This window comes from Jeotgalicoccus saudimassiliensis, from assembly GCF_000756715.1.
Taxonomy (GTDB): Bacteria; Bacillota; Bacilli; order Staphylococcales; family Salinicoccaceae; genus Jeotgalicoccus; species Jeotgalicoccus saudimassiliensis.
This window is the reverse complement of record NZ_CCSE01000001.1, coordinates 887,126-906,238: the sequence shown is the minus strand read 5'-3', so window position 1 is coordinate 906,238 and position 19,113 is coordinate 887,126. Positions and strand designations below refer to the sequence as shown.

16 protein-coding genes are annotated in these 19,113 nt (G+C 45.0%); 2 read left to right on the top strand and 14 right to left on the bottom strand.

Annotated elements, in window-relative coordinates; genetic code table 11:
- Positions 1-190: 190 nt before the first annotated feature.
- From RZ44_RS04405 to RZ44_RS04395, 3 genes are all read right to left on the bottom strand, one after another.
- Complete coding sequence (locus RZ44_RS04405) at positions 191-1,180, bottom strand: nuclease-related domain-containing protein (protein WP_035808903.1); 990 nt, start codon at positions 1,178-1,180, stop codon at positions 191-193.
- A 1,007-nt stretch (positions 1,181-2,187) separates the two neighbouring features.
- Entirely contained in the window at positions 2,188-2,388 is a 201-nt protein-coding gene (cspA, locus tag RZ44_RS04400) for a cold shock protein CspA (RefSeq protein ID WP_026859816.1), read from the bottom strand.
- A gap of 129 nt (positions 2,389-2,517) precedes the next feature.
- Positions 2,518-2,811 (bottom strand): DUF1033 family protein, encoded by a 294-nt coding sequence (locus RZ44_RS04395; RefSeq protein ID WP_035808901.1) that lies wholly within the window; start codon positions 2,809-2,811, stop codon positions 2,518-2,520.
- 123 nt (positions 2,812-2,934) lie between these two features.
- Here RZ44_RS04395 and RZ44_RS04390 point away from each other — a divergent pair, with 123 nt between their 5' ends.
- Entirely contained in the window at positions 2,935-3,660 is a 726-nt protein-coding gene (locus RZ44_RS04390; protein WP_035808900.1) for a 5-bromo-4-chloroindolyl phosphate hydrolysis family protein, read from the top strand.
- Positions 3,653-4,843: a toxic anion resistance protein gene (locus tag RZ44_RS04385; RefSeq protein WP_035808897.1), complete on the top strand. Its 1,191-nt coding sequence runs from the start codon at positions 3,653-3,655 to the stop codon at positions 4,841-4,843. The genes RZ44_RS04390 and RZ44_RS04385 overlap by 8 nt, the downstream gene beginning before the upstream one ends.
- Before the next feature lie 809 nt (positions 4,844-5,652).
- Here RZ44_RS04385 and brnQ read toward each other — a convergent pair.
- The 11 genes from brnQ to deoD all read right to left on the bottom strand — a co-directional run bounded on the left by brnQ (position 5,653) and on the right by deoD (position 19,107).
- Positions 5,653-6,966 carry a branched-chain amino acid transport system II carrier protein gene (brnQ, locus tag RZ44_RS04380; protein ID WP_035808896.1) on the bottom strand — a complete coding sequence of 438 codons (1,314 nt, stop codon included), beginning with the start codon at positions 6,964-6,966 and terminating at the stop codon, positions 5,653-5,655.
- A gap of 98 nt (positions 6,967-7,064) precedes the next feature.
- Positions 7,065-7,259: a DUF6501 family protein gene (locus RZ44_RS04375; protein ID WP_035808894.1), complete on the bottom strand. Its 195-nt coding sequence runs from the start codon at positions 7,257-7,259 to the stop codon at positions 7,065-7,067.
- A gap of 69 nt (positions 7,260-7,328) precedes the next feature.
- Entirely contained in the window at positions 7,329-8,567 is a 1,239-nt protein-coding gene (gene odhB / locus RZ44_RS04370) for a 2-oxoglutarate dehydrogenase complex dihydrolipoyllysine-residue succinyltransferase (RefSeq protein ID WP_035808892.1), read from the bottom strand.
- An 18-nt stretch (positions 8,568-8,585) separates the two neighbouring features.
- Complete coding sequence (locus RZ44_RS04365) at positions 8,586-11,384, bottom strand: 2-oxoglutarate dehydrogenase E1 component (protein WP_035808889.1); 2,799 nt, start codon at positions 11,382-11,384, stop codon at positions 8,586-8,588.
- Between the two features lie 109 nt (positions 11,385-11,493).
- Entirely contained in the window at positions 11,494-12,867 is a 1,374-nt protein-coding gene (locus RZ44_RS04360; protein WP_035808888.1) for a HAMP domain-containing sensor histidine kinase, read from the bottom strand.
- Entirely contained in the window at positions 12,864-13,538 is a 675-nt protein-coding gene (locus RZ44_RS04355; protein ID WP_035808886.1) for a response regulator transcription factor, read from the bottom strand. Before RZ44_RS04355 ends, RZ44_RS04360 begins: the two co-directional genes overlap by 4 nt.
- A gap of 666 nt (positions 13,539-14,204) precedes the next feature.
- Entirely contained in the window at positions 14,205-14,825 is a 621-nt protein-coding gene (locus RZ44_RS04350) for a GNAT family N-acetyltransferase (RefSeq protein ID WP_141638979.1), read from the bottom strand.
- A 94-nt stretch (positions 14,826-14,919) separates the two neighbouring features.
- Positions 14,920-15,543 carry a phosphatase PAP2 family protein gene (locus RZ44_RS04345; RefSeq protein WP_035808883.1) on the bottom strand — a complete coding sequence of 208 codons (624 nt, stop codon included), beginning with the start codon at positions 15,541-15,543 and terminating at the stop codon, positions 14,920-14,922.
- The gene (locus tag RZ44_RS04340) at positions 15,530-16,618 is read right to left on the bottom strand and encodes an undecaprenyldiphospho-muramoylpentapeptide beta-N-acetylglucosaminyltransferase (RefSeq protein ID WP_035808881.1); all 1,089 of its coding nucleotides are present in this window, start codon (positions 16,616-16,618) and stop codon (positions 15,530-15,532) included. Before RZ44_RS04340 ends, RZ44_RS04345 begins: the two co-directional genes overlap by 14 nt.
- 101 nt (positions 16,619-16,719) lie before the next feature.
- On the bottom strand, positions 16,720-18,297 hold the full coding sequence (locus tag RZ44_RS04335) for a S41 family peptidase (protein WP_407927282.1): 1,578 nt from the start codon (positions 18,295-18,297) through the stop codon (positions 16,720-16,722).
- A gap of 96 nt (positions 18,298-18,393) precedes the next feature.
- Positions 18,394-19,107 carry a purine-nucleoside phosphorylase gene (deoD, locus tag RZ44_RS04330; protein WP_035808879.1) on the bottom strand — a complete coding sequence of 238 codons (714 nt, stop codon included), beginning with the start codon at positions 19,105-19,107 and terminating at the stop codon, positions 18,394-18,396.
- Between the last annotated feature and the right edge of the window lie 6 nt (positions 19,108-19,113).

Genomic DNA, 19,113 nt, shown 5'->3' with positions numbered 1-19,113 from the left:
GAATGACAACGGCACTTCCCTGTTGTGAACCGAGCAGCCCAGGATGACAACGTCGGTTTCCTGTTGTGAACCGAGCAGTGCCGAATGACAACGGCACTTCCCTGTTGTGAACCGAGCAGCCCCGGATGACAACAGCGTTTTCCCGTTGTGAACCGGTCGGCGCCGAATGACAACGTCGGTTCCCCCGTGATCATCCAAGGACAAGGATTTTATCTTTATAACGTAAATAAACGTCTGACTTTTTCACGGCATCATCAAAATCGAAGTATTTATAAGTATAATGGCTTATATTTCCTTTTTTATGCTGATAACAGTGCTTATTCAGAAACCTGGACACTGTATGAACTGGAATTTCATTATCTATGAACTCCAACAACGAGTTACGGCTCATCGGCTGATTATAAAATAAAAATTTATAGTCACTCATCGCGCGGAGCAGGTGTGTTTCATTGCACTCAGTGCATCCGCATTTATTACATGACAAATGAAATCTTTTTCTGTTCAGATTAAAGCTGCCGCATTGCCCGCAGTACAGCCCAAACTTCAGACGGATTTTATCGGCTTCCAAATTAAAATATGGATTGTCGACAATACAGCTGCTGATAATTCTTGAAATAAACTGGGCTTTGTTTCCGGAACTAATGCCGGCCTGATTAAACTGATAAAAATAATCGCGTAATCCGGAGCGCAGAATAATTTTATTCCAGTTAGTCTGATCATCGGTATTAAACGTAAAAGTATCACTTGGAAAAATAATCTTACCTGAGACATTAAAATCACTTTGGGCAAGATTCCTCATATCCATGAGCTTGCCTACAGATCTGTTCAGCTGGCTGAATGCATCTTTCGTTATCGGAAAATTGTTCAACATCCAATTTCCGCTGCGCACTGTACAATTGCCGGTAAAATTTTTAATCTCATTGGCAATAATCCCTTTATCACTGACAATCAGCGAATCAAACTGGGTAATGGAATTATCGATATTGAGAAACACATCCCTGTAAATGATTATATTTCCATGTCCTGTTTCATCAAAAATCTCGTCATACAGTTTTTCACCGGCGAATCCTTTTCGGATATTCGATAAATCCCTCTCCTCTTTTTTCGTTAATGAAGTCCTTACAGCAAGCGCCTCGTAAAACAGTAATTCGTGTGGTTTTGTTCTTTCATTGATAAACATCCAGCATCCTCCTTTTTTTAAATAAAAACCCTCCTACCCTATATATAGGTGAAAAGTGCTGATTCCTTTTAAAAAAGTTACTTTTAAACAAAAATAGCAAAACTGGTTTACTTTCTACACTAATTTGGCTATTTATGGGAATATATTACAGGACAATTTTTCAGGAAACTATTCTATTTTCTTTGTGTATGAAGGATAATTAAAGTTTAGTGTTATTTTAAATTGAGCGTAAATCATGCAGGTAATTGTATTCTGATGATAAAAGAATTTGTTCAGCTTATAGGTGATGCTGGGATCATGTTAAGATTTTGCTGTTGTGAATCGAGCAGCGCCGAATGACAACGGCATATCCCCGTTGTGAATCGACCAGGCCCGGATGACAACGGCGCTTCCGCGTTGTGAATCGATCAGGCCCGGATGACAACGGCGATTTCCCGTTGTGAACCAACGAGTCCCGGATGACAACGGCGCGCCCCCGTTGTGAATCGATCAGGCCCGGATGACAACGGCGCGTCCCTGTTGTGAACCGAGAAGTCCCGAATGATAACGGCATTTCCCCGTTGAGAATCGACCAGCCCCGGATGACAACGGCATTCCCCCGTTGTGAACCGAGAAGTCCCGGATGACAACGGCGATTTCCCGTTGTGAATCAATCAGCTCCGGATGACAACGGCGTATCCCCGTTGTGAATTAATCAGCTCCGGATGACAACGGCGTGTCCCCGTTGTGAATCGATCAGCTCCGGATGACAACGGCATTTCCCCGTTGTGAATCGACCAGGCCCGGATGACAACGGCGCTTCCCTGTTGTGAATGGACCAGGCCCGGATCACAACGTCGGTTCCCCGTTGTGAACCGACCGCCAGCACAGCCAGTCCGACCGCGACCAACCGCGACCTCGTCCAATCCGACCACCGCCACATCACCCAAAATAAAAAAGCAGCTATCCGGATTATCTCCGGATAACTGCTTAAAAGTTACAAATTATTCTAATGAATCAATTTATAATTATAGTTTAGCAACGTTTGCAGCTTGTGGACCGCGGTCGCCTTCAACTACTTCAAATTCAACTGCTTGACCTTCTTCAAGAGACTTGTAGCCTTCTTGGTTGATTGCTGAGAAGTGTACGAATACGTCGTTTTCTCCTTCAATTTCGATGAATCCGAATCCTTTTTCTGCGTTAAACCATTTCACTGTACCTTGTTTCATTAATAAAATCCTCCAAAAGACGTAAATTATCAATAAGAAGAACTTACTGATGATTCATATTATACAATACGCTTTGTTATATTGCAAACGATTATCCGACTATTTTGTGACGTTTTTCATTAAGATTCATTATTTTCTGTAAATTTCGTTATCTTTAGTCATGATCGGCGTATAGTATATTTGAACATCTTCATCGCAGTCTTCACAAAACTCAATTTCACATGCATTAAAAAATGCATATAGATCATATTTCCCCTGAATGTAGCTGTTATACTCTTTTTTCATCTGGTTAATAATGGAACTGTAGCCAGCTGTCAGTGCTGCATCATCATTAAATTGATGCCTGGTTATAATGTCATCCTGCCAGCCCTCAAAGAGCCACCAGCCTTCATAATCCGCTCTGACAATTACGACTTCATACATGATTAAAACTCCATTCCCTCGCCGATATTATTCATTATTATAAACGCGTATAATTAGCATTATCAAGCAGAACGCTTTATAATTATAATAAATAGGCACTTATAGACTAAGGGGTTTTGAACAATGAAGAGCAATTTTTCACATTTCATTGCTTCTGTGATTGCGGTACCGGCGGGCCTCACCGCCTGGATTTTATCGTCTAATGTATTTGATATTCATATGTTTTTAGACGTCATGATCGGTATCGGCGGTTTTGGGGCATCCTACCTCCCCGCCCAGCACATTTCACATAAAAAGCATTTAGAGAAATTGAAACTCACAAAAAGTGAGTATAAATATATAAAAGAACAGCTCGCTCACGCGAAGGAGCATACGAATCGTTTGCGTTCCAGCTATATTAATATCAGATCGATCAAAGATGCGAAGATGATATTCGATATTAACCGGATCGTTAAAACGATTATTTCATCTGTAGAAGAAGAACCGAAGCAGTTTTACAGCGTACAGCAGTTTTTTCATTCGAATCTGGAGACAGCGGTCAACACGATCGAAAAGTACCTCTACCTGTACAAAATGCCCGGTAAATCAAAGGATGAGCGTATTCAGCTCCACGAGACGCGTTTATCAATGTTAGAATTGAAACGGACGCTGACATCCAACCTGTCTCATATGAACCAGAGCAGCTATCAGGATTTAAATGTCGAGCGCGATTTAATTAAGATGAACTCCCAGCGCGCGAAAAAGCGCCATGCAGCACTCGATAATAAACTGGGTAAAGAAAAAGTGAATTTAAATAAGAAACGTAAACCAGAAAAAGAAAAAGTACACCGGGGTGAAGAAAATGGCTGATGAAAGAAACATTAAAGATGAATTGCTTATGGATCCATTTAAAGAAGCTGATGATACGAACGACAATTTAATACTGCAGCCTGAACAGTCTGTGGAGGAAGCGCCGAAGCAGAGTGAGATACTGACGACGTTCAAAGATCAGTTCAGCGAATCGGACTTAAAATCGATTCGTGAAATTAAAGATAAAATTGAGCCACTGAACAACGACGCACTGATCACTTACGGTGCGAATGCGCAGCAGGCAATGTCGAAATTCTCGCACCAGATGCTGAACGAGGTTCAGTCGAAAGATGTCGGCCCTATCGGCGACACGCTGGAAGAACTGATGAAGAAATTAAAAGAGATTGACCCGGAGGAGCTGACGAACGAAAAAAGCAATATTTTCAAGCGTCTGTTCGGTAAGATGAAACGCTCGGTCAATGAAATGATTTCAAAGCATCAGAGTATCGCATCGCAGGTCGACCGTATTTCCATCCAGCTTGAGCACGCGAAAGAAGTGCTTATTAAAGATGTAAATATGCTCGACGGTTTATACAACCAGAACAAAGACTACTTCGATGCAATTAATATATATATCGCAGCGGCGGAGCTGAAAAAAGAAGAACTTGAAAATGAAACACTCCCCCGCTTAAAAGCTGAGGCGGATGCGTCAAATAACCAGATGGATGTGCAGGACGTCAACGACATGATGCAGTACATCAACCGTCTTGAAAAACGCGTGCACGACCTTAAACTGTCGAGACAGATTACACTGCAGTCTGCACCGCAGATCCGTATGATCCAGAACATCAACCAGACACTGGCAGAGAAAATCCAAAGCTCGATTCTGACAAGTATTCCATTATGGAAAAACCAGATGGCAATCGCACTTACACTGCTCCGTCAGGAATCGGCATCAAAAGCACAGCGTGAAGTGACAAACACAACCAACGATCTGTTAACGAAAAACAGTGAAATGCTGAAACAGAACTCGCTAAGAACAGCGACAGAAAACGAACGCGGCATCGTCGATATTGAAACGCTGAAAACAACACAGGAAAACCTGGTGACAACAATCGAAGAAACTCTCAGAATCCAGTCGGAAGGTACACAGAAGCGCAAATCAGCTGAAAGAGAACTTGTGACGATGGAAAAAGAGCTGAAAGAACGCCTGCTGCAGATAAAAGATAAGCACAGATACTAATAAAACAATATAAAATCGGCTGGCGCCCTCCTGCATTATGCAGAGAGGGCGTTTTTGCGGTTGCTGGAGGAGCGGTTTGGTTCTGGATAAAAAGTTCTGTTCTTGTTCTGGCCCTGGTCCGTCGTGGTCCGCTCGTTGGGTCAAAAGCGCTGATTTTGTCCGTCGTGGTCCGCTCGTTGGGTCAAAAGCGCTGATTTTGTCCGTCGTGACCCGCTCGTTGGGTCAAAAGCGCTGATTTTGTCCGTCGTGGTCCGCTCGTTGGTCCAACAACGGCTGATTTGGTCCGTCGTAGTCCGCTCATTGGTCCAACAACGCCGATTTTGTCCGTCGTGGTCCGCTCGTTGGTCCAACAACGCTGTTCTGGTCCGTCGTCACCCGCTCGTTGGGTCAACAACGCTGTTCTGGTCCGTCGTAGTCCGCTCATTGGTCCAACAACGCTGATTTTGTCCGTCGTAGTCCGCTCGTTGGGTCAACAACGCTGATTTTGTCCGTCGTGACCCGCTCGTTGGTCCAACAACGCTGTTCTGGTCCGTCGTAGTCCGCTCATTGGTCCAACAGCGCTGATTTTGTCCGTCGTGGTCCGCTCGTTGGTCCAACAACGGCTGATTTGGTCCGTCGTGGTCCACTTGTTGGTCCAATAGCGCCGATTTTGTCCGTCGTGGTCCGCTCGTTGGTCCAACAACGGCTGTTCTGGTCCGTCGTCACCCGCTCGTTGGACCACACACCAACACCCACACACCCACACCGCCCCACAAAAAAAACCGCTCTCCCAACACGGGAGAGCGGTCATCATATGGTTTAATCAGTTTTTACGAGTATTCTACTCTCGGTTTCTTCATGCCGATCAGGTATCCTGCGATATAGCCGACAATCATGAATGGAATCCATTCAAAGCTGTAGCCGAACAGCGGCAGTGATTCCAGGAAGCTGAAGTCTGCCCAGCCGTTTCTGTGTACGACAGAGATGATTGACAGTGCCGATACCAGATAGACCGGAATCTGCAGTGAAAGTCTCGGTGACGGTACGAAGTACGTCAGGATCAGCAGCAGTACTGTTGTCATTGCTACCGGGTAAATGATGGACAGAATCGGTACGCTTGTTGCGATAACCTGATTCAGACCCTGGTTTGCAAGTCCGAATGAGATTAATACAAACAGTACTACCCATACTTTGTATGGCACTTTCGGCAGAATGCTGTTGAAGTATTCCGATACCGAAACGATAAGTCCTGTACCTGTAGTAATACAAGCGAATAATACAATCAGGCCAAGCAGAATCGGCCCGAATACGCCGAATACATCGTTACTCATAAATGTCAGAAGGAATGTACCCATGTTCTGATCATCTACTGTTGCGCCGCCAAGGTCTACGCGGTTTGCAAGCCAGCCGAGTGAAATGTAGATTGCACCGAGCAGGAATGCTGCAAGGAGTGCTGATTTTGCCGTGCCGACGAGTAAATCACGACGGTTGGTAACACCGAGCTGACGGATGGAATTCAGTACAAGTACACTGAATGCGATTGCCGCTATGGCATCCATCGTTAAGTATCCTTCGGTAAATCCTGTTGTAAACGGTGAAGACTGATGGAATGACTCTGCAGCCGGATTAATTGGATTGCTGAAGTACGCAATTCCAGCGACTACGATTAAAAGGACAATCCCGATAAGTAACAGCGGTGTTAACACCTGTCCGATACTGTTAACCAATGTTCCCGGTCTAAGACTTAATAATAAGACTACGATAAAATAAACCAGTGAAAAGATCAGCAGCCAGACGCCTGTATTTTCGCTCAGGAATGGAACGATTGACATTTCATATGCAGTTGTAGCTGTTCTTGGAATTGCGAAGAACGGCCCGATTGTTAAATAAATTGCAACCAGAAATATTATTGCAAAAGCCGGATGGATATTTTTCAGTGACTCTCTGTATCCGTCTTTTGATATTGACCCTACGATAACTCCGATCAGTGGAAGACCTACTCCTGTAAGGACGAATGCAATTATTGCAGTCCAGAAGTATTCTCCGCTCCCGAACCCGAGTGCCGGAGGGAAGATTAAGTTACCAGCTCCAAAGAACATGGCAAATAAAGTGAACCCTACCATTATGACTTGTTTTGTACTCATGGACATCGCCTCTTCGTAATAAAAAATTAGTATGCAGATAATAATACACCACAATGGCAAAAAAATCTACAAGTTTTTGAAATTATCTGACATTTTAGTTATAAAAAATAAGTTTTGTAAAATCCGCCGACTTTACCGGAATTGTCTTTAACGAAAATGTATTCTTCGGTTTCATTTACGACTGTGTATTCCTTGCCGACAGTAAGCATATCAGATACTTTGTACTTTTCTGCATCAGTATGTTTTACAGTGACCGTTCTCAAATTATTATTTTCCCATTCATTTTGAAGCATGTGTTTTCCTCCTAATTAAAAAAGAAAAGGTATCGCGCGGATACCTTCTCTTATGAAATTGTTTTAAATTTAGCCTTCTAATAATAAATCTTCAGGGTTCTCGATAAGCTCTTTTATCGTCTTAAGGAAGCCTACTGATTCAGCACCGTCGATAATTCTGTGGTCATAGCTTAAAGCAATGTACATCATCGGACGGATTTCAATGTCGTCGCCTACAGCTACAGGACGTTTTTGGATTGTGTGCATTCCAAGAATCGCAGCCTGGGTACCGTTGATGATCGGTGTTGACATTAATGAACCGAATACACCGCCGTTAGTAATTGTGAATGAACCGCCTGCCATGTCGTCTAAAGATAATTTCTTCTCTTTCGCTTTCTTGGCTAATGATGCGATATCATTTTCAATTTCAGCAAATGTCTTGCGGTCTGTGTTGCGTACTACCGGTACAACTAAACCTTCGTCAGTTGATACTGCGATAGATACATCGAAGAACTCTTTGTAAATTAAGTCGGCGCCGTCGATTTCAGCGTTTACTGCAGGGTATTTACGCAGTGCAGCTGTTGCAGCTTTAGTGAAGAACGACATAAAGCCGAGTCTCGTACCGTCGTTGCGCTCCTGGAAGCTTTCTTTTTTACGTTTTCTGAGTTCCATAACGTTAGTCATGTCGATTTCGTTAAACGTTGTCAGCATTGCAGTGTTTTGTGATACGTCAAGAAGACGTTTCGCAATTGTCTGTCTGCGGCGTGACATTTTTTCGCGTCTGACAGGTTTTTCAGGTGCAGCGTTTGCTGCAGGAGCTGCCTGTTTAGGTGCTTCCTGTTTTGCTTCTGCTTTAGGTGCAGGTGCATTGCCGTGGTTTTCAACATCCTGGCTGCGAACTAAACCGCGAGGGTCAGTCGGATTGATGTCTGAAATTTTGATTCCTTTTTCACGTGCAAGTTTACGTGCTGAAGGCGTTGCAACAACTAACTCATCGCTCTCGTCTTCTTCAGCAGGTGCTGCATCTTCAGATTTAGTTTCTTCAGCTTTTTTATCAGCAGGAGCTTCCTCTTTCTTCTCTGCAGGTGCGCTGCCGCCTTCGCCGATTACAGCGACAACCTGACCAACTTCGACAGTGTCGCCTTCTTCAGCTTTAAGTTCAGAAATGACGCCGGCTTCTTCGCTGACGATTTCCACGTTTACTTTATCAGTTTCAAGTTCAAGAACGTTTTCGCCCTTTTCAACTGTGTCCCCAACTTGTTTAAACCATGTAGATATAGTTCCTTCTGTGATAGATTCTGCTAATTCAGGCACGATAATTTCAGCCATTGTATAATTTACCCCCTATTATTTTAAAGCTTTCCCGATAATGTTTTGCTGTACAAGTTTGTAAGATCCGCCGTTGCCTTCAGAAGTCGAAGCGCTCGGTTTTCTGCCGACATAGTTAAGTTTCGCTTTACCCGGAACGATGTCAAGCAGGTACGGCAGTGCGAAATGATATGAACCCTGGTTTTGCGGTTCTTCCTGTACGAAGCGGACTTCCTTCAGGCCTGAAATATCATCAAGTACTGATTTAATTGCTTCAGCCGGGAACGGATACAGCTGTTCCAGTCTGATAATCATAACTTCGTCGTTAGGTGATTCTTCTTTAGCCTGTGCTTCAAGAAGATCCACTGCCATTTTACCGCTCGCGATGACTACAGTTTTCACTTTTGTTTTCTTGTACTCAGGCACGATAATTTCATGGAACTGACCCTGTACAAATTCGCTTGCAGGCTGGCTTGCTGTCGTATTACGCAGCAGGCTCTTCGGTGACATCACTACTAACGGACGCATTTTTTCTGTGTTAAGGTACTTCGCCTGACGTCGTAACAGGTGGAAGTAGTTGGCACTGCTCGACAGATTTACAACAGTCATGTTGTTTTCAGCACAAAGCTGTAAATATCTTTCAAGACGCGCTGATGAATGCTCCGGACCCTGACCTTCCTGTGCGTGCGGCAGGAGAAGTGTTAAAGCAGTTCTTTCGCCCCACTTGGAATGTGCAGATGATACGAATACATCGAAAATAGGCTGTGCCATATTTGCAAAGTCTCCGTACTGAGCTTCCCATATAGTTAACGCACTGTTGTTTTCAACGTTGTAGCCGTACTCGTAGGCAACGACCGCCATTTCAGTTAACGGCGAGTTGTACAGTTCGAATGAAGCTGTCGAGTCACTGATGTTGTGCAGCGGCGTGTGCTTTTCACCTGTTTCTGGGTCGTGAAGTACTGCGTGGCGGTGTGCGAACGTTCCGCGCTCAGCGTCTTCCCCTGTGAATCGGATCGGCGTGCCGTCCTGGTTAATCGTAGCGAATGCGAGTGCCTCCGCGTGTGCCCAGTCGACAAGTGCTGTATCGTCTTCAAAAGGCTTTTTACGTCTTGATAAAACGTTGTTTAACTTTTTAAGAGGTGCGAAACCTTCAGGATAATCAAGCAGCTCGTCGTTGATCTTCTGAAGACGTTCCAGTGTAATGTCTTCCTCAACTTCGTTTGCCTGTCCTTCAAGAATTTCTGCAGGTGTCTGAATGTCTTCAGTCACGATTGTATCTTTCTTGTCAATCTTATCATGCTCGGCTCTTAATTCGTCCTGAATTGCCTGCATGATGCTGTCTTTTTCTTCCTGTGTAATAACACCCTCTTCAACGAGCTTGTCACCGTACAGGTTGTCGATTGACGGGTATTCGTTTACTTCGTTGTAAAGACCCGGATTCGTCGTCATCGGCTCATCCATTTCGTTGTGGCCGTATCGGCGGTAACCGATAAGATCGATTACAAGATCTTTTTTGAATTTCTGGCGGTACTGAATTGCAATGTCGATTACACGCAGGACGTATTCCGGACGGTCAGCGTTGACGTGGAATACCGGCATATCGAATCCTTTGGCAATGTCAGATGCATACAGTGTCGAACGTGCATCCCACTCTTCAGTCGTGAAACCGATACGGTTATTCGTAATGATGTGCATCGCTCCGCCGACAGAGTAACCGTCAAGGTTCGATAAGTTCATCGATTCCGGGTTAACACCCTGTCCAGGGAACGCTGCATCACCGTGAATAATTACACCGAGTGAATTGTCCACGTCGTGAGCTGCTTTTCCGGGCTGGTCAGTTGTCTCCTGCTGTGCGCGAGTACGTCCCTGAACAACAGGTCCAACGATTTCAAGGTGTGACGGGTTGTTGGCAAGTGTCACAGTCTGTTCGATACCTTTGTCAGTTCTCGTTTTAACGCCGCCAAGGTGATACTTAACGTCGCCCATCCAGCCGTTAGTCAGTTTAAGTGAACCGTCTTCCGGAAGGAATTTCATCGGATCAGTCGACATAAATTCGCTCAGCATCATTGCATACGGTTTTTGAAGCGTGTGCGTTAAGACGTTAAGACGTCCGCGGTGCGCCATACCGATCTGCAGATGCGGAATGTTTTCCTCAGCCATGCGGGTAAGCAGATGATCGAGCATTGGAACGAGTGAATCCACCCCTTCGATTGAGAAACGTTTTGCACCGACGAAGTTTTTATGAAGGTATTTTTCAAAGCCTTCAGTTTTAACGAGCTCTTTGAAAAGATAAACTTTCTGGTCTTTTGTCAGCTCGACTTCACCGAGTCCTTCAATCGTATTTTGAAGCCATTCTCTCTCTTCACTGTTGTTAATATGAGTGTACTCATAAGACAACGGTGATGTGTAAGTTTTTTCCAGGTAACGTGCTGCTTCGAGTGCATTGTCGAATTTGTCGGCAAGCGCTTCGGAAACGATACCTGCAGGCAGATTTTCAAGATCTTCATCTGAAAAACCGTATGCATTGAAATCAAAGTCAGGTGCGTTGTCGATTTCCGGCGTGTAAAGCGGGTAAACGTCCGCTTTTAAATGACCGTATTGTCTGATGTCATTTAACCACTGTAAAATCCCTTTGATTTTGTCCTGACCTGTTGAACTGAGTGCCTGTCCTGATTGACGAGTATTACTGCCATCATTAGAAGCAATGCTGTCGAATAGTAACTGCATTTCTTCAGATACTGAATTTGGGTCTTCTTTGTACATGTCAAAATACTCAAGAATCATGCCTAGATTTGTACCAAATCTAACAGGAGCATTCTCAACTTCATTTTGTTGCATTGTACTGCCACCTCTTTATGTTTTTTAAATACTCAATACGATTAAAATTTTACCATCTTACCGGGCTTCTTGAAAGCACAATTGTAGATTGTAACTAAAGTTTTCGATGTTAATTTTTAGGTTTTGTGAATTTTATATGAACAGTGGCCGATTTTCCTTCAACACTTGTAATCCACACGTCTCCGCGGTACAATTCCACGAGTTTTTTGGCGATGGATAAGCCGAGTCCGTTTCCGCCCTGTTCACGGCTTCTGGATTTATCGACGCGGTAAAATCTGTTAAATACCTGATCGATTTCCGCCTCCGGTATACCGACACCCGAATCGGTAATCGTAATTTCGATATTGCCGTCACGATCCACTTCAGAGCCTACAGTAATATGCTTATTCTCCGTGTCGAACTTAATTGCGTTATCGAGGAAAATAATAAGCATCTGTTCAAAATGATAATTATTAATCGGATACATGACCTTACCCTTATGAAGCCGCGCTTCAAACGTATAGTCCGGATGAACTTTATCGAGACTTTCGAGACGGCTCTTAATCTCATCATTTAAATTAATATACTCGTTGTGTAAATAATCCTGCCCCTCGTTTTTTGTCAGCAGCAGAAGTTCTTCCACGAGTTTGTTAATGCGCTTCAGTTCTTCTATCGATATGCCGAGCGACTCATCGAGTACTTCCGGTGAATTTCTGCCCCACCGGTTGATCAGCTGCAGGTGCCCCTGAATAATCTGGAGCGGCGTGCGGAGTTCGTGGGACGCATCCTCGACGAACTGCTTCTGCTGATTGTACGACTCTTCGAGCGCCGACATCATATTGTTAAACGTTTCAATCATATAATCGGTTTCGACAATGTTCGTCTTTAAATCGAGACGTTCGGCGAACCCCTGATTTTCAATTTTCTTCAGCTGCCCGGTGAACCGTCCGATCGGTTTCACCATTTGGATCGAGAAGAAATAACTGATAATCGATGTAAATGTAACCGATAAAAACCCTATAATCGTAGCGATGAACAGCATCATGCGGATTATCGTATTGTACTCGTTTAACGGGTGCACAACAGACACGTAGCCGTGCCAGTAATCCGACTGCAGCATACGCGTGCCGACGAGATAATCATCGCCGTCGACGCTCGCTGTCTCAATTACCGGATTAATGTTCGCCTCAAACTCCGTATCCACATTCAGCTGTGTGCGGATCGGCCAGCGGTAAACTTCTTCCCCGCTCAGCGTGTACAGCCCCATCTGCTGATGGTCGTACAGACTCGTATAAATATCCCGTTCGGTAATCGAGTTGAACGGCTGATTTTCATACAGCGAGCTCACGTCTTCAAGACTCCGCGAAACTGAACGGTACTCCTGGTCTTTCAGATAAACGCTCGTCGCGTAAATGAGCAGCGAACTGAACAGAATATAAGTAATCGTAATAATTAAAATCGACAGTTTCAGCCACTGGGTGCGGAGCGATGTGACCCGGCTCATTGTCTGATCACGTACCCGACACCGCGGACAGTTTCAATCAGTTTATCCTTGTCGAACGGTTTCAGTTTATTGCGGAGATATCTGATGTATACGTCGACGACATTCGTTTCGACCTCGCTGTCGTACCCCCATATAATATCGAGAATCTGTTCTCGTTTCATAACGATGCCCGTGTTCTTTACGAGCAGATACAAAAGCTCATATTCCGTTTTCGTCAGGTCGATCGGCGTACCGTCAATCTGAACAGTATACGCTGACGTATCAATCGAAATGCCGTGCAGACCGAGCGTATCGTGATTCGCCTCCGCCGTCTTGCTGCGGCGCATAATTACTCTAAGGCGCGCGAGCAGTTCCTCAATCTCGAACGGCTTCACGATGTAATCATCCGCACCGTAATCGAGACCGACAACTTTATCGTACGTATCCCCTTTTGCTGTAATAATAATAATCGGCGTATCCTTTGTTTTTCTGAGACGCCTGCACACTTCGAGACCGTTCAGCTTTGGCAGCATCAGATCCAGGAGGATCACATCGTAATCATTCTCCGATGCGAGGGTGAACCCCTCCTGGCCATCAGCCGCGAGCGTCACATTGTACCCTTCGTGGCCTAATTCCAATTCTATGAAACGGGCTAAATTCGTTTCGTCTTCAACAACTAACACTTCCGGCATAAGCCTCACCTACTTTGTCTACATATTATCATGAAAATGCGGTTGTTTAAAAATGAAAGGTGCGGTGTGCGGGGATTTGTACGGGGATTTGTACGGGGTTCGGGGACAGATGGTGTTTTGGCGGGCTCTGGTGTACTTCGCGGGGTTGACGAGGTGCACCGGCGAGCTTTGGTGTACTTCGCAGAATTAACGAGGTGCACCGGCGGTCTCTGGTGTACTTCGCGGAATTAACGAGGTGCACCGGCGGTCTCTGGTGTACTTCGCGGGGTTGACGAGGTGCACCGGCGGTCTCTGGTGTACTTCGCGGGGTTGACGAGGTGCACCGGCGGTCTCTGGTGTACTTCGCGGGGTTGACGAGGTGCACCGGCGGTCTCTGGTGTACTTCGCGGGATCGACGAGGTGCACCGGCGGTCTCTGGTGTACTTCGCAGAATTGACGAGGTGCACCGGCGGTCTCTGGTGTACTTCGCGGGGTTGACGAGGTGCACCGGCGGGCTCTGGTGTACTTCGCGGCATTAACGAGGTGCACCGGCGGGCTCTGGTGTACTTCGCGGGGTTGACGAGGTGCACCGGCGGGCACGAACCAACCCCACACCGCCAAAACAAACAAAAAACCGGTCAGCTCCTTTCAAAAGGAGCCGGCCGGTCTTTAATTATATTTATTTTATTAACTTACGATTGTATTTGGTGTGTCCATCATATAGCTTTGCTGTTTAATAAGTAAATTCGTTTTAACTTCGGGCCATTCATCGTCGATGATTGAATAGATTATTAAATTGCGCGGCACACCGTGCAGTGCACGTTCTTTACGGATCACGCCTTCTTTTGTGAAGCCGATTCTTTCGATTGCTTTGTTGCTGCGTTCGTTGCGCTCGTCTGCGCGTACCTGGACACGCATGAGATGAAGGACTTCGAAGCAGTATTCAAGCAGCAGGTATTTGCTGTCTGAGTTAATGAATGTGCGCTGTGCTTTCGTTCCGAACCAGGAGGCGCCGATTTCGCAGCTTTGACGTTCGTAGTCAATGTGCTGGATACGTGTGGCACCGACTACTTCGCCTGTCGATTTTAATACGACAACAAAGGGAATCGATTTCAGCTGATTGCGGAGCTCGATGGCACTTTGAATCCATTCGCTCATTGCATCTTCTGTTGTTGCCTGAAATAGCATGTAGGTCCAAATACTGTCATGATTAATAGACTGAAGTTCTGCGGCGTGGCTTAACTGCATGGGCACGAGTCTGATTCTGTCATTTTCAAGCGTAATGTTTTCATATAAATTTATTGCCATATTATCACCTGCCGTCTTAATTTCACCCAAAGTAATCTCATTATAATTCCTTGGAATACTTTAAGCAATGATAATATTTGAAGAAAAAATTCTTTTAAATTAAGCGCGGTTTTCTGAGCTTTTTATGGAGCAGCGCACTTGTGCCAACAACGACTGCAAGGCCGATAACGACGCCTGCCAGCACGTCTGTCGGGTAGTGTACACCAAGGTATACACGGGATGATGAAATCATCAGAATGAATGTTGCACACACCGTCATAAGGAGTGCTTTATTATTCAGATCCGTATGTTTAATTATCGTCGCAAGCGACCCGAAGAATATTGTCGAGCCCATTGCGTGACCGCTCGGGAAACTGAATCCGGAAATTTCAATCAGGCGGAGCATAGACGGACGCTCGCGGTCGAATGAGTTTTTTAATACCGGAATCAGAATGCTTGATGCAATCATTGAAATCAAAATAAACAACGTGTGAATTTTTAATTTGTACAGCATCAGTATTGAAATCAGAATCAGTGACATGACGATCATCGACAGTACTTCGCCGAGCTGTGTAAAGCCGAGCATCAGCGCTGTCGTAATGAAACTTTCTGATGCATAGATAAACTCGTAGACTTCACGGTCGATCCAGCGCCCGAGTCTCGACTCATGAAAGACGGCGATGACGCCGAATATTAAAGTGAAGACGAGAAATAAAGACATTTTCTTACTTCTGCTCACTTTGCGACGCCTCCCCAATCAGTTTAGCGGCAAGTTCATCCGGGTGGAAGCCGTGTTTAAACTGTGTCATTTTATATGTGATTTCACTGTATCTGTTATCGATGTCATCGAGTGTGTTCCCGAGATTTTCAAGGTTCAGATCTTCTTCTTTCAGTACTTCTGCGTAGCCCTGCTTCTTAAAGTGCTTCGCATTTTGAATCTGGTCGCCGCGGCTCTGATCGAGTCCGAGCGGAATTAATACCATCGGCTTTTTAACGTGCAGTAATTCAAATATTGCATTTGAGCCGCTCCGTGAAATGACGATGTCGCTGATTGCCAATAGGTGTGCAAGCTCGTCGCCGACGTAATCGAACTGTTTGTAGCCGGCAGCTTTAACCTTTTTGTTCACGTTGCCCTTCCCTGTTAAGTGGATAATCTGATACTTTTCTGTCAGCGTATCGATGTGTGAGTGAATGAACTCGTTAATTTTCTTCGCACCGAGTGAGCCGCCCATAACGATCAGTACAGGTTTCGCTGAATTGAATCCGGTGAGCGCATAGCCCTCTTCGTGTGAGCCCTGTGTTAATTCCGGACGGATCGCCGGTCCGAGGTATTCTGCTTTCGCATCGGTAAAGTGTTCCGTCGTCGCTTCAAACGTCGTGAATACTTTCGTTGCGAACTTGCTCGCGATTCTGTTTGCGAGTCCCGGTGTTAAGTCAGATTCGTGAATATAGACCGGTACATCTGTTGCGGCCGCAGCGAGGACGACCGGCACGGAGACGAAGCCGCCTTTTGAAAAGACGAACAGCGGTTTTTCACGCTTTAAAATTTTCTTGGCATCCAAAACGCCTTTTACCACTTTAAAAATATCCTTTAAGTTTTCAAAAGAAATATAACGGCGCAGCTTGCCGCTCGAGATACTGTGATACGGAATGTTCATATCCGCAATAATGTCTTTCTCGATGCCATTTTTCGAACCGATGTAGTGCGGCTCAATATTTTTATTTTGTAATTCAGGAATTAGAAGTTTGTTCAGCATTACATGGCCGACTGTACCGCCGCCTGTCAGCATAACTTTTTTATTATCTGAAACCATAAGCGCCCTCCATAATACTTATTGACTTTACTTTAAACTATTTACAAATTGTCTACAACAAAAAATTCCGTACACGGTGATTATGTACGGAATTTGAAGTCTTATTCTTCTTCGTCTTCTGCTTCATCAGTTAAATGCTGTTCATCTTCAGTGACCGGCGGAATGTGCGGTGCATTATTCCGTGCCTTCTGCTCAATTTCCATAATGGACTGGTCACCGTTAATGTAATCGATTAAATAATTCAGCTGGGCGTCGTTGTCGTTAATCTTTTCGCGGATGTCGGACAGAATGCCCGTCGTCGTTTCGCCTGTGACGATACCGTCGGCTGTAAGGTTTTTATCGTTCTGATAAGCCTTCACAGCTGCTGTCAGCCCGGCATCAAAGTGATTGTCAAACGACTTAATATCATAGCCGAGCGCGTCGAGTGCGACTTTAATCGACAGTACCTTCTCGTTTTCCTGGCCTTCTGCGAAGACTTCGTCCTCTGTCAGCAGTTCGATGCGGTAGTAGTCCGGATTAATCAGTTCAATGTCCGGCTTGATTCCATCGTCCTGCACCCATGTCTTGTCAGGTGTCAGCCATTTCGTGTTCGTATATTTCAGCATCGAGTTGTCTTTAAACTCGCTCGTACGCTGCACGACACCTTTACCGAATGAAGTTGTTCCTGCGATCGTCACATCTGTCAGGTCATCCAGTGCGCCTGTAAATACTTCTGAGGCACTTGCTGAACCTTCGTTAATTAAAATGTACACTTCGTTGAATGATTCGGTGTTTTCATTTTTCTCGTTTTCGGTGATGATTTCCTGCTGATTACCCGTATTATCTTCCAGGTACAGCGCCGCTGTTTCCGGTTCGATAAACTGGTTGATCATCGTCACGGCTTCGTTTAACAGGCCGCCCGGATTGTAGCGGAAGTCGATAATGAGTTCCTTCACACCGTCATTGGCCGCCTCATCGATAAACTTGCTGAATTCGTCGGTCGTGCCCTGCTGGAATCTGTTAATGCTGATATGACCCACACCGTCGACTTTCTCATATGTCACACTGTCGATATGAATCGTATCGCGTGTAATTGTAATATCAGTCGGGCTGCCTGAGCCGCGCTGAATCGTCAGTACGACGTCGGTACCCTTCTCACCCCGGATGAGCTGTACTGCTTCTGTCGTTGTCTTACCTTCCAGTGAATCGCCGTCAACAGCAAGAATCTGGTCGCCGGGTTCAATACCCGCCTGCTCTGCCGGTGAGCCTTTCATCGGACTTGAGATAATAATTTTGCTGCCTTCCTGCATGACTTCTGCACCGATGCCTTCAAAATCGCCTGTAATGCTCTCTTCGAATTCATCGGTTTCATCGATACTCATGTACTCGCTGTACGGATCTTCAAGTCCTTCGACCATTCCGCGGATGGAAGATTCAATCAGCGCGTCCGAATCGACATCTTCGTAGTAGTTTTCAGTGAGCGTATCGTAAACGCTGTACAGTTTCGCAAACTCGGTTCTCGTATCGGTTCCGACGTTGACTGCACGTTCCTGGTTATTTGAAATTGAAATTGCTGTAATTACCACACTGGCAATAATCGTCGTTAAAATAATGACGATAAACCAGAATATATTCATTTGAACGGACCGGAGTTTCGGCTGAACGTTCTTATCATTGTTTTCTTCGCTCAAGATATGCACCTAATTTCTACCTATGTATTACTCATATATTATCAGTTTAACCGCTTAATGAAAAGAAAAGAACAGTGAAATCACTGTTCTTCATTAATTAATATATTATTTTCCGATAAACGGCACTGCTGCATCCAGAGCAACTTCGATCATATCGTTGAATGTTGTCTGTCTTTCTTCTGCAGTTGTCACCTCTCCTGTAATCAGGTGGTCAGAGATTGTCAGAATAGCCAGTGCGCGTGCATTGTATTCTTCTGCGATTGTGAACAGTGCTGAAGATTCCATTTCCACTGCGAGCACACCGTAGTCTGCAAGCTGCTTCGTGTCAGTCTTTGTATCGTAGAATGAGTCTGCTGTGTAGACGTTTCCGACTTTCACATCAAGACCGCGTTTTTGTGCTTCGTTGTAGCTTGAAAGAAGCAGTTCGAAGTTTGAAGTCGGCGCGTAGCTCACGTTGCCGAATAATTTTGCATTCTGGTAAGAGTCAGTTGTTGCACTTTGTGCGATAACAACGTCGCGTACTTTAACTTCTTCTTTTAATGCACCGGCAGTACCGACACGGATTAAGTTTTTAACGCCGTAATCACGCATAAGTTCGTGAATGTAAATTGAAATTGAAGGCACACCCATACCCGTACCCTGTACAGAAATTCTCTTGCCTTTGTACGTACCGGTGTATCCGAACATGTTACGTACTTCGTTGTAGCATACAACGTCTTCTAAAAACGTTTCAGCGATATACTTCGCACGCAGGGGATCTCCCGGCAGTAAAATAGTGTCGGCGATATCGCCCTGTTTTGCATTGATATGAATACTCATATTTTC

What these genes read in the sequence shown, in the direction of transcription:
- RZ44_RS04385 (WP_035808897.1), top strand. Translation starts at nt 3,653, where the DNA reads ATGGCTGATGAAAGAAACATTAAAGATGAATTGCTTATGGATCCATTT.
- RZ44_RS04390 (WP_035808900.1), top strand. Translation starts at nt 2,935, where the DNA reads ATGAAGAGCAATTTTTCACATTTCATTGCTTCTGTGATTGCGGTACCG.
- RZ44_RS04360 (WP_035808888.1), bottom strand. Translation starts at nt 12,867, where the DNA reads ATGAGCCGGGTCACATCGCTCCGCACCCAGTGGCTGAAACTGTCGATT.
- RZ44_RS04340 (WP_035808881.1), bottom strand. Translation starts at nt 16,618, where the DNA reads ATGGTTTCAGATAATAAAAAAGTTATGCTGACAGGCGGCGGTACAGTC.
- brnQ (WP_035808896.1), bottom strand. Translation starts at nt 6,966, where the DNA reads ATGAGTACAAAACAAGTCATAATGGTAGGGTTCACTTTATTTGCCATG.
- deoD (WP_035808879.1), bottom strand. Translation starts at nt 19,107, where the DNA reads ATGAGTATTCATATCAATGCAAAACAGGGCGATATCGCCGACACTATT.
- RZ44_RS04395 (WP_035808901.1), bottom strand. Translation starts at nt 2,811, where the DNA reads ATGTATGAAGTCGTAATTGTCAGAGCGGATTATGAAGGCTGGTGGCTC.
- RZ44_RS04350 (WP_141638979.1), bottom strand. Translation starts at nt 14,825, where the DNA reads ATGGCAATAAATTTATATGAAAACATTACGCTTGAAAATGACAGAATC.
- cspA (WP_026859816.1), bottom strand. Translation starts at nt 2,388, where the DNA reads ATGAAACAAGGTACAGTGAAATGGTTTAACGCAGAAAAAGGATTCGGA.
- RZ44_RS04365 (WP_035808889.1), bottom strand. Translation starts at nt 11,384, where the DNA reads ATGCAACAAAATGAAGTTGAGAATGCTCCTGTTAGATTTGGTACAAAT.
- RZ44_RS04375 (WP_035808894.1), bottom strand. Translation starts at nt 7,259, where the DNA reads ATGCTTCAAAATGAATGGGAAAATAATAATTTGAGAACGGTCACTGTA.
- RZ44_RS04405 (WP_035808903.1), bottom strand. Translation starts at nt 1,180, where the DNA reads ATGTTTATCAATGAAAGAACAAAACCACACGAATTACTGTTTTACGAG.
- RZ44_RS04355 (WP_035808886.1), bottom strand. Translation starts at nt 13,538, where the DNA reads ATGCCGGAAGTGTTAGTTGTTGAAGACGAAACGAATTTAGCCCGTTTC.
- odhB (WP_035808892.1), bottom strand. Translation starts at nt 8,567, where the DNA reads ATGGCTGAAATTATCGTGCCTGAATTAGCAGAATCTATCACAGAAGGA.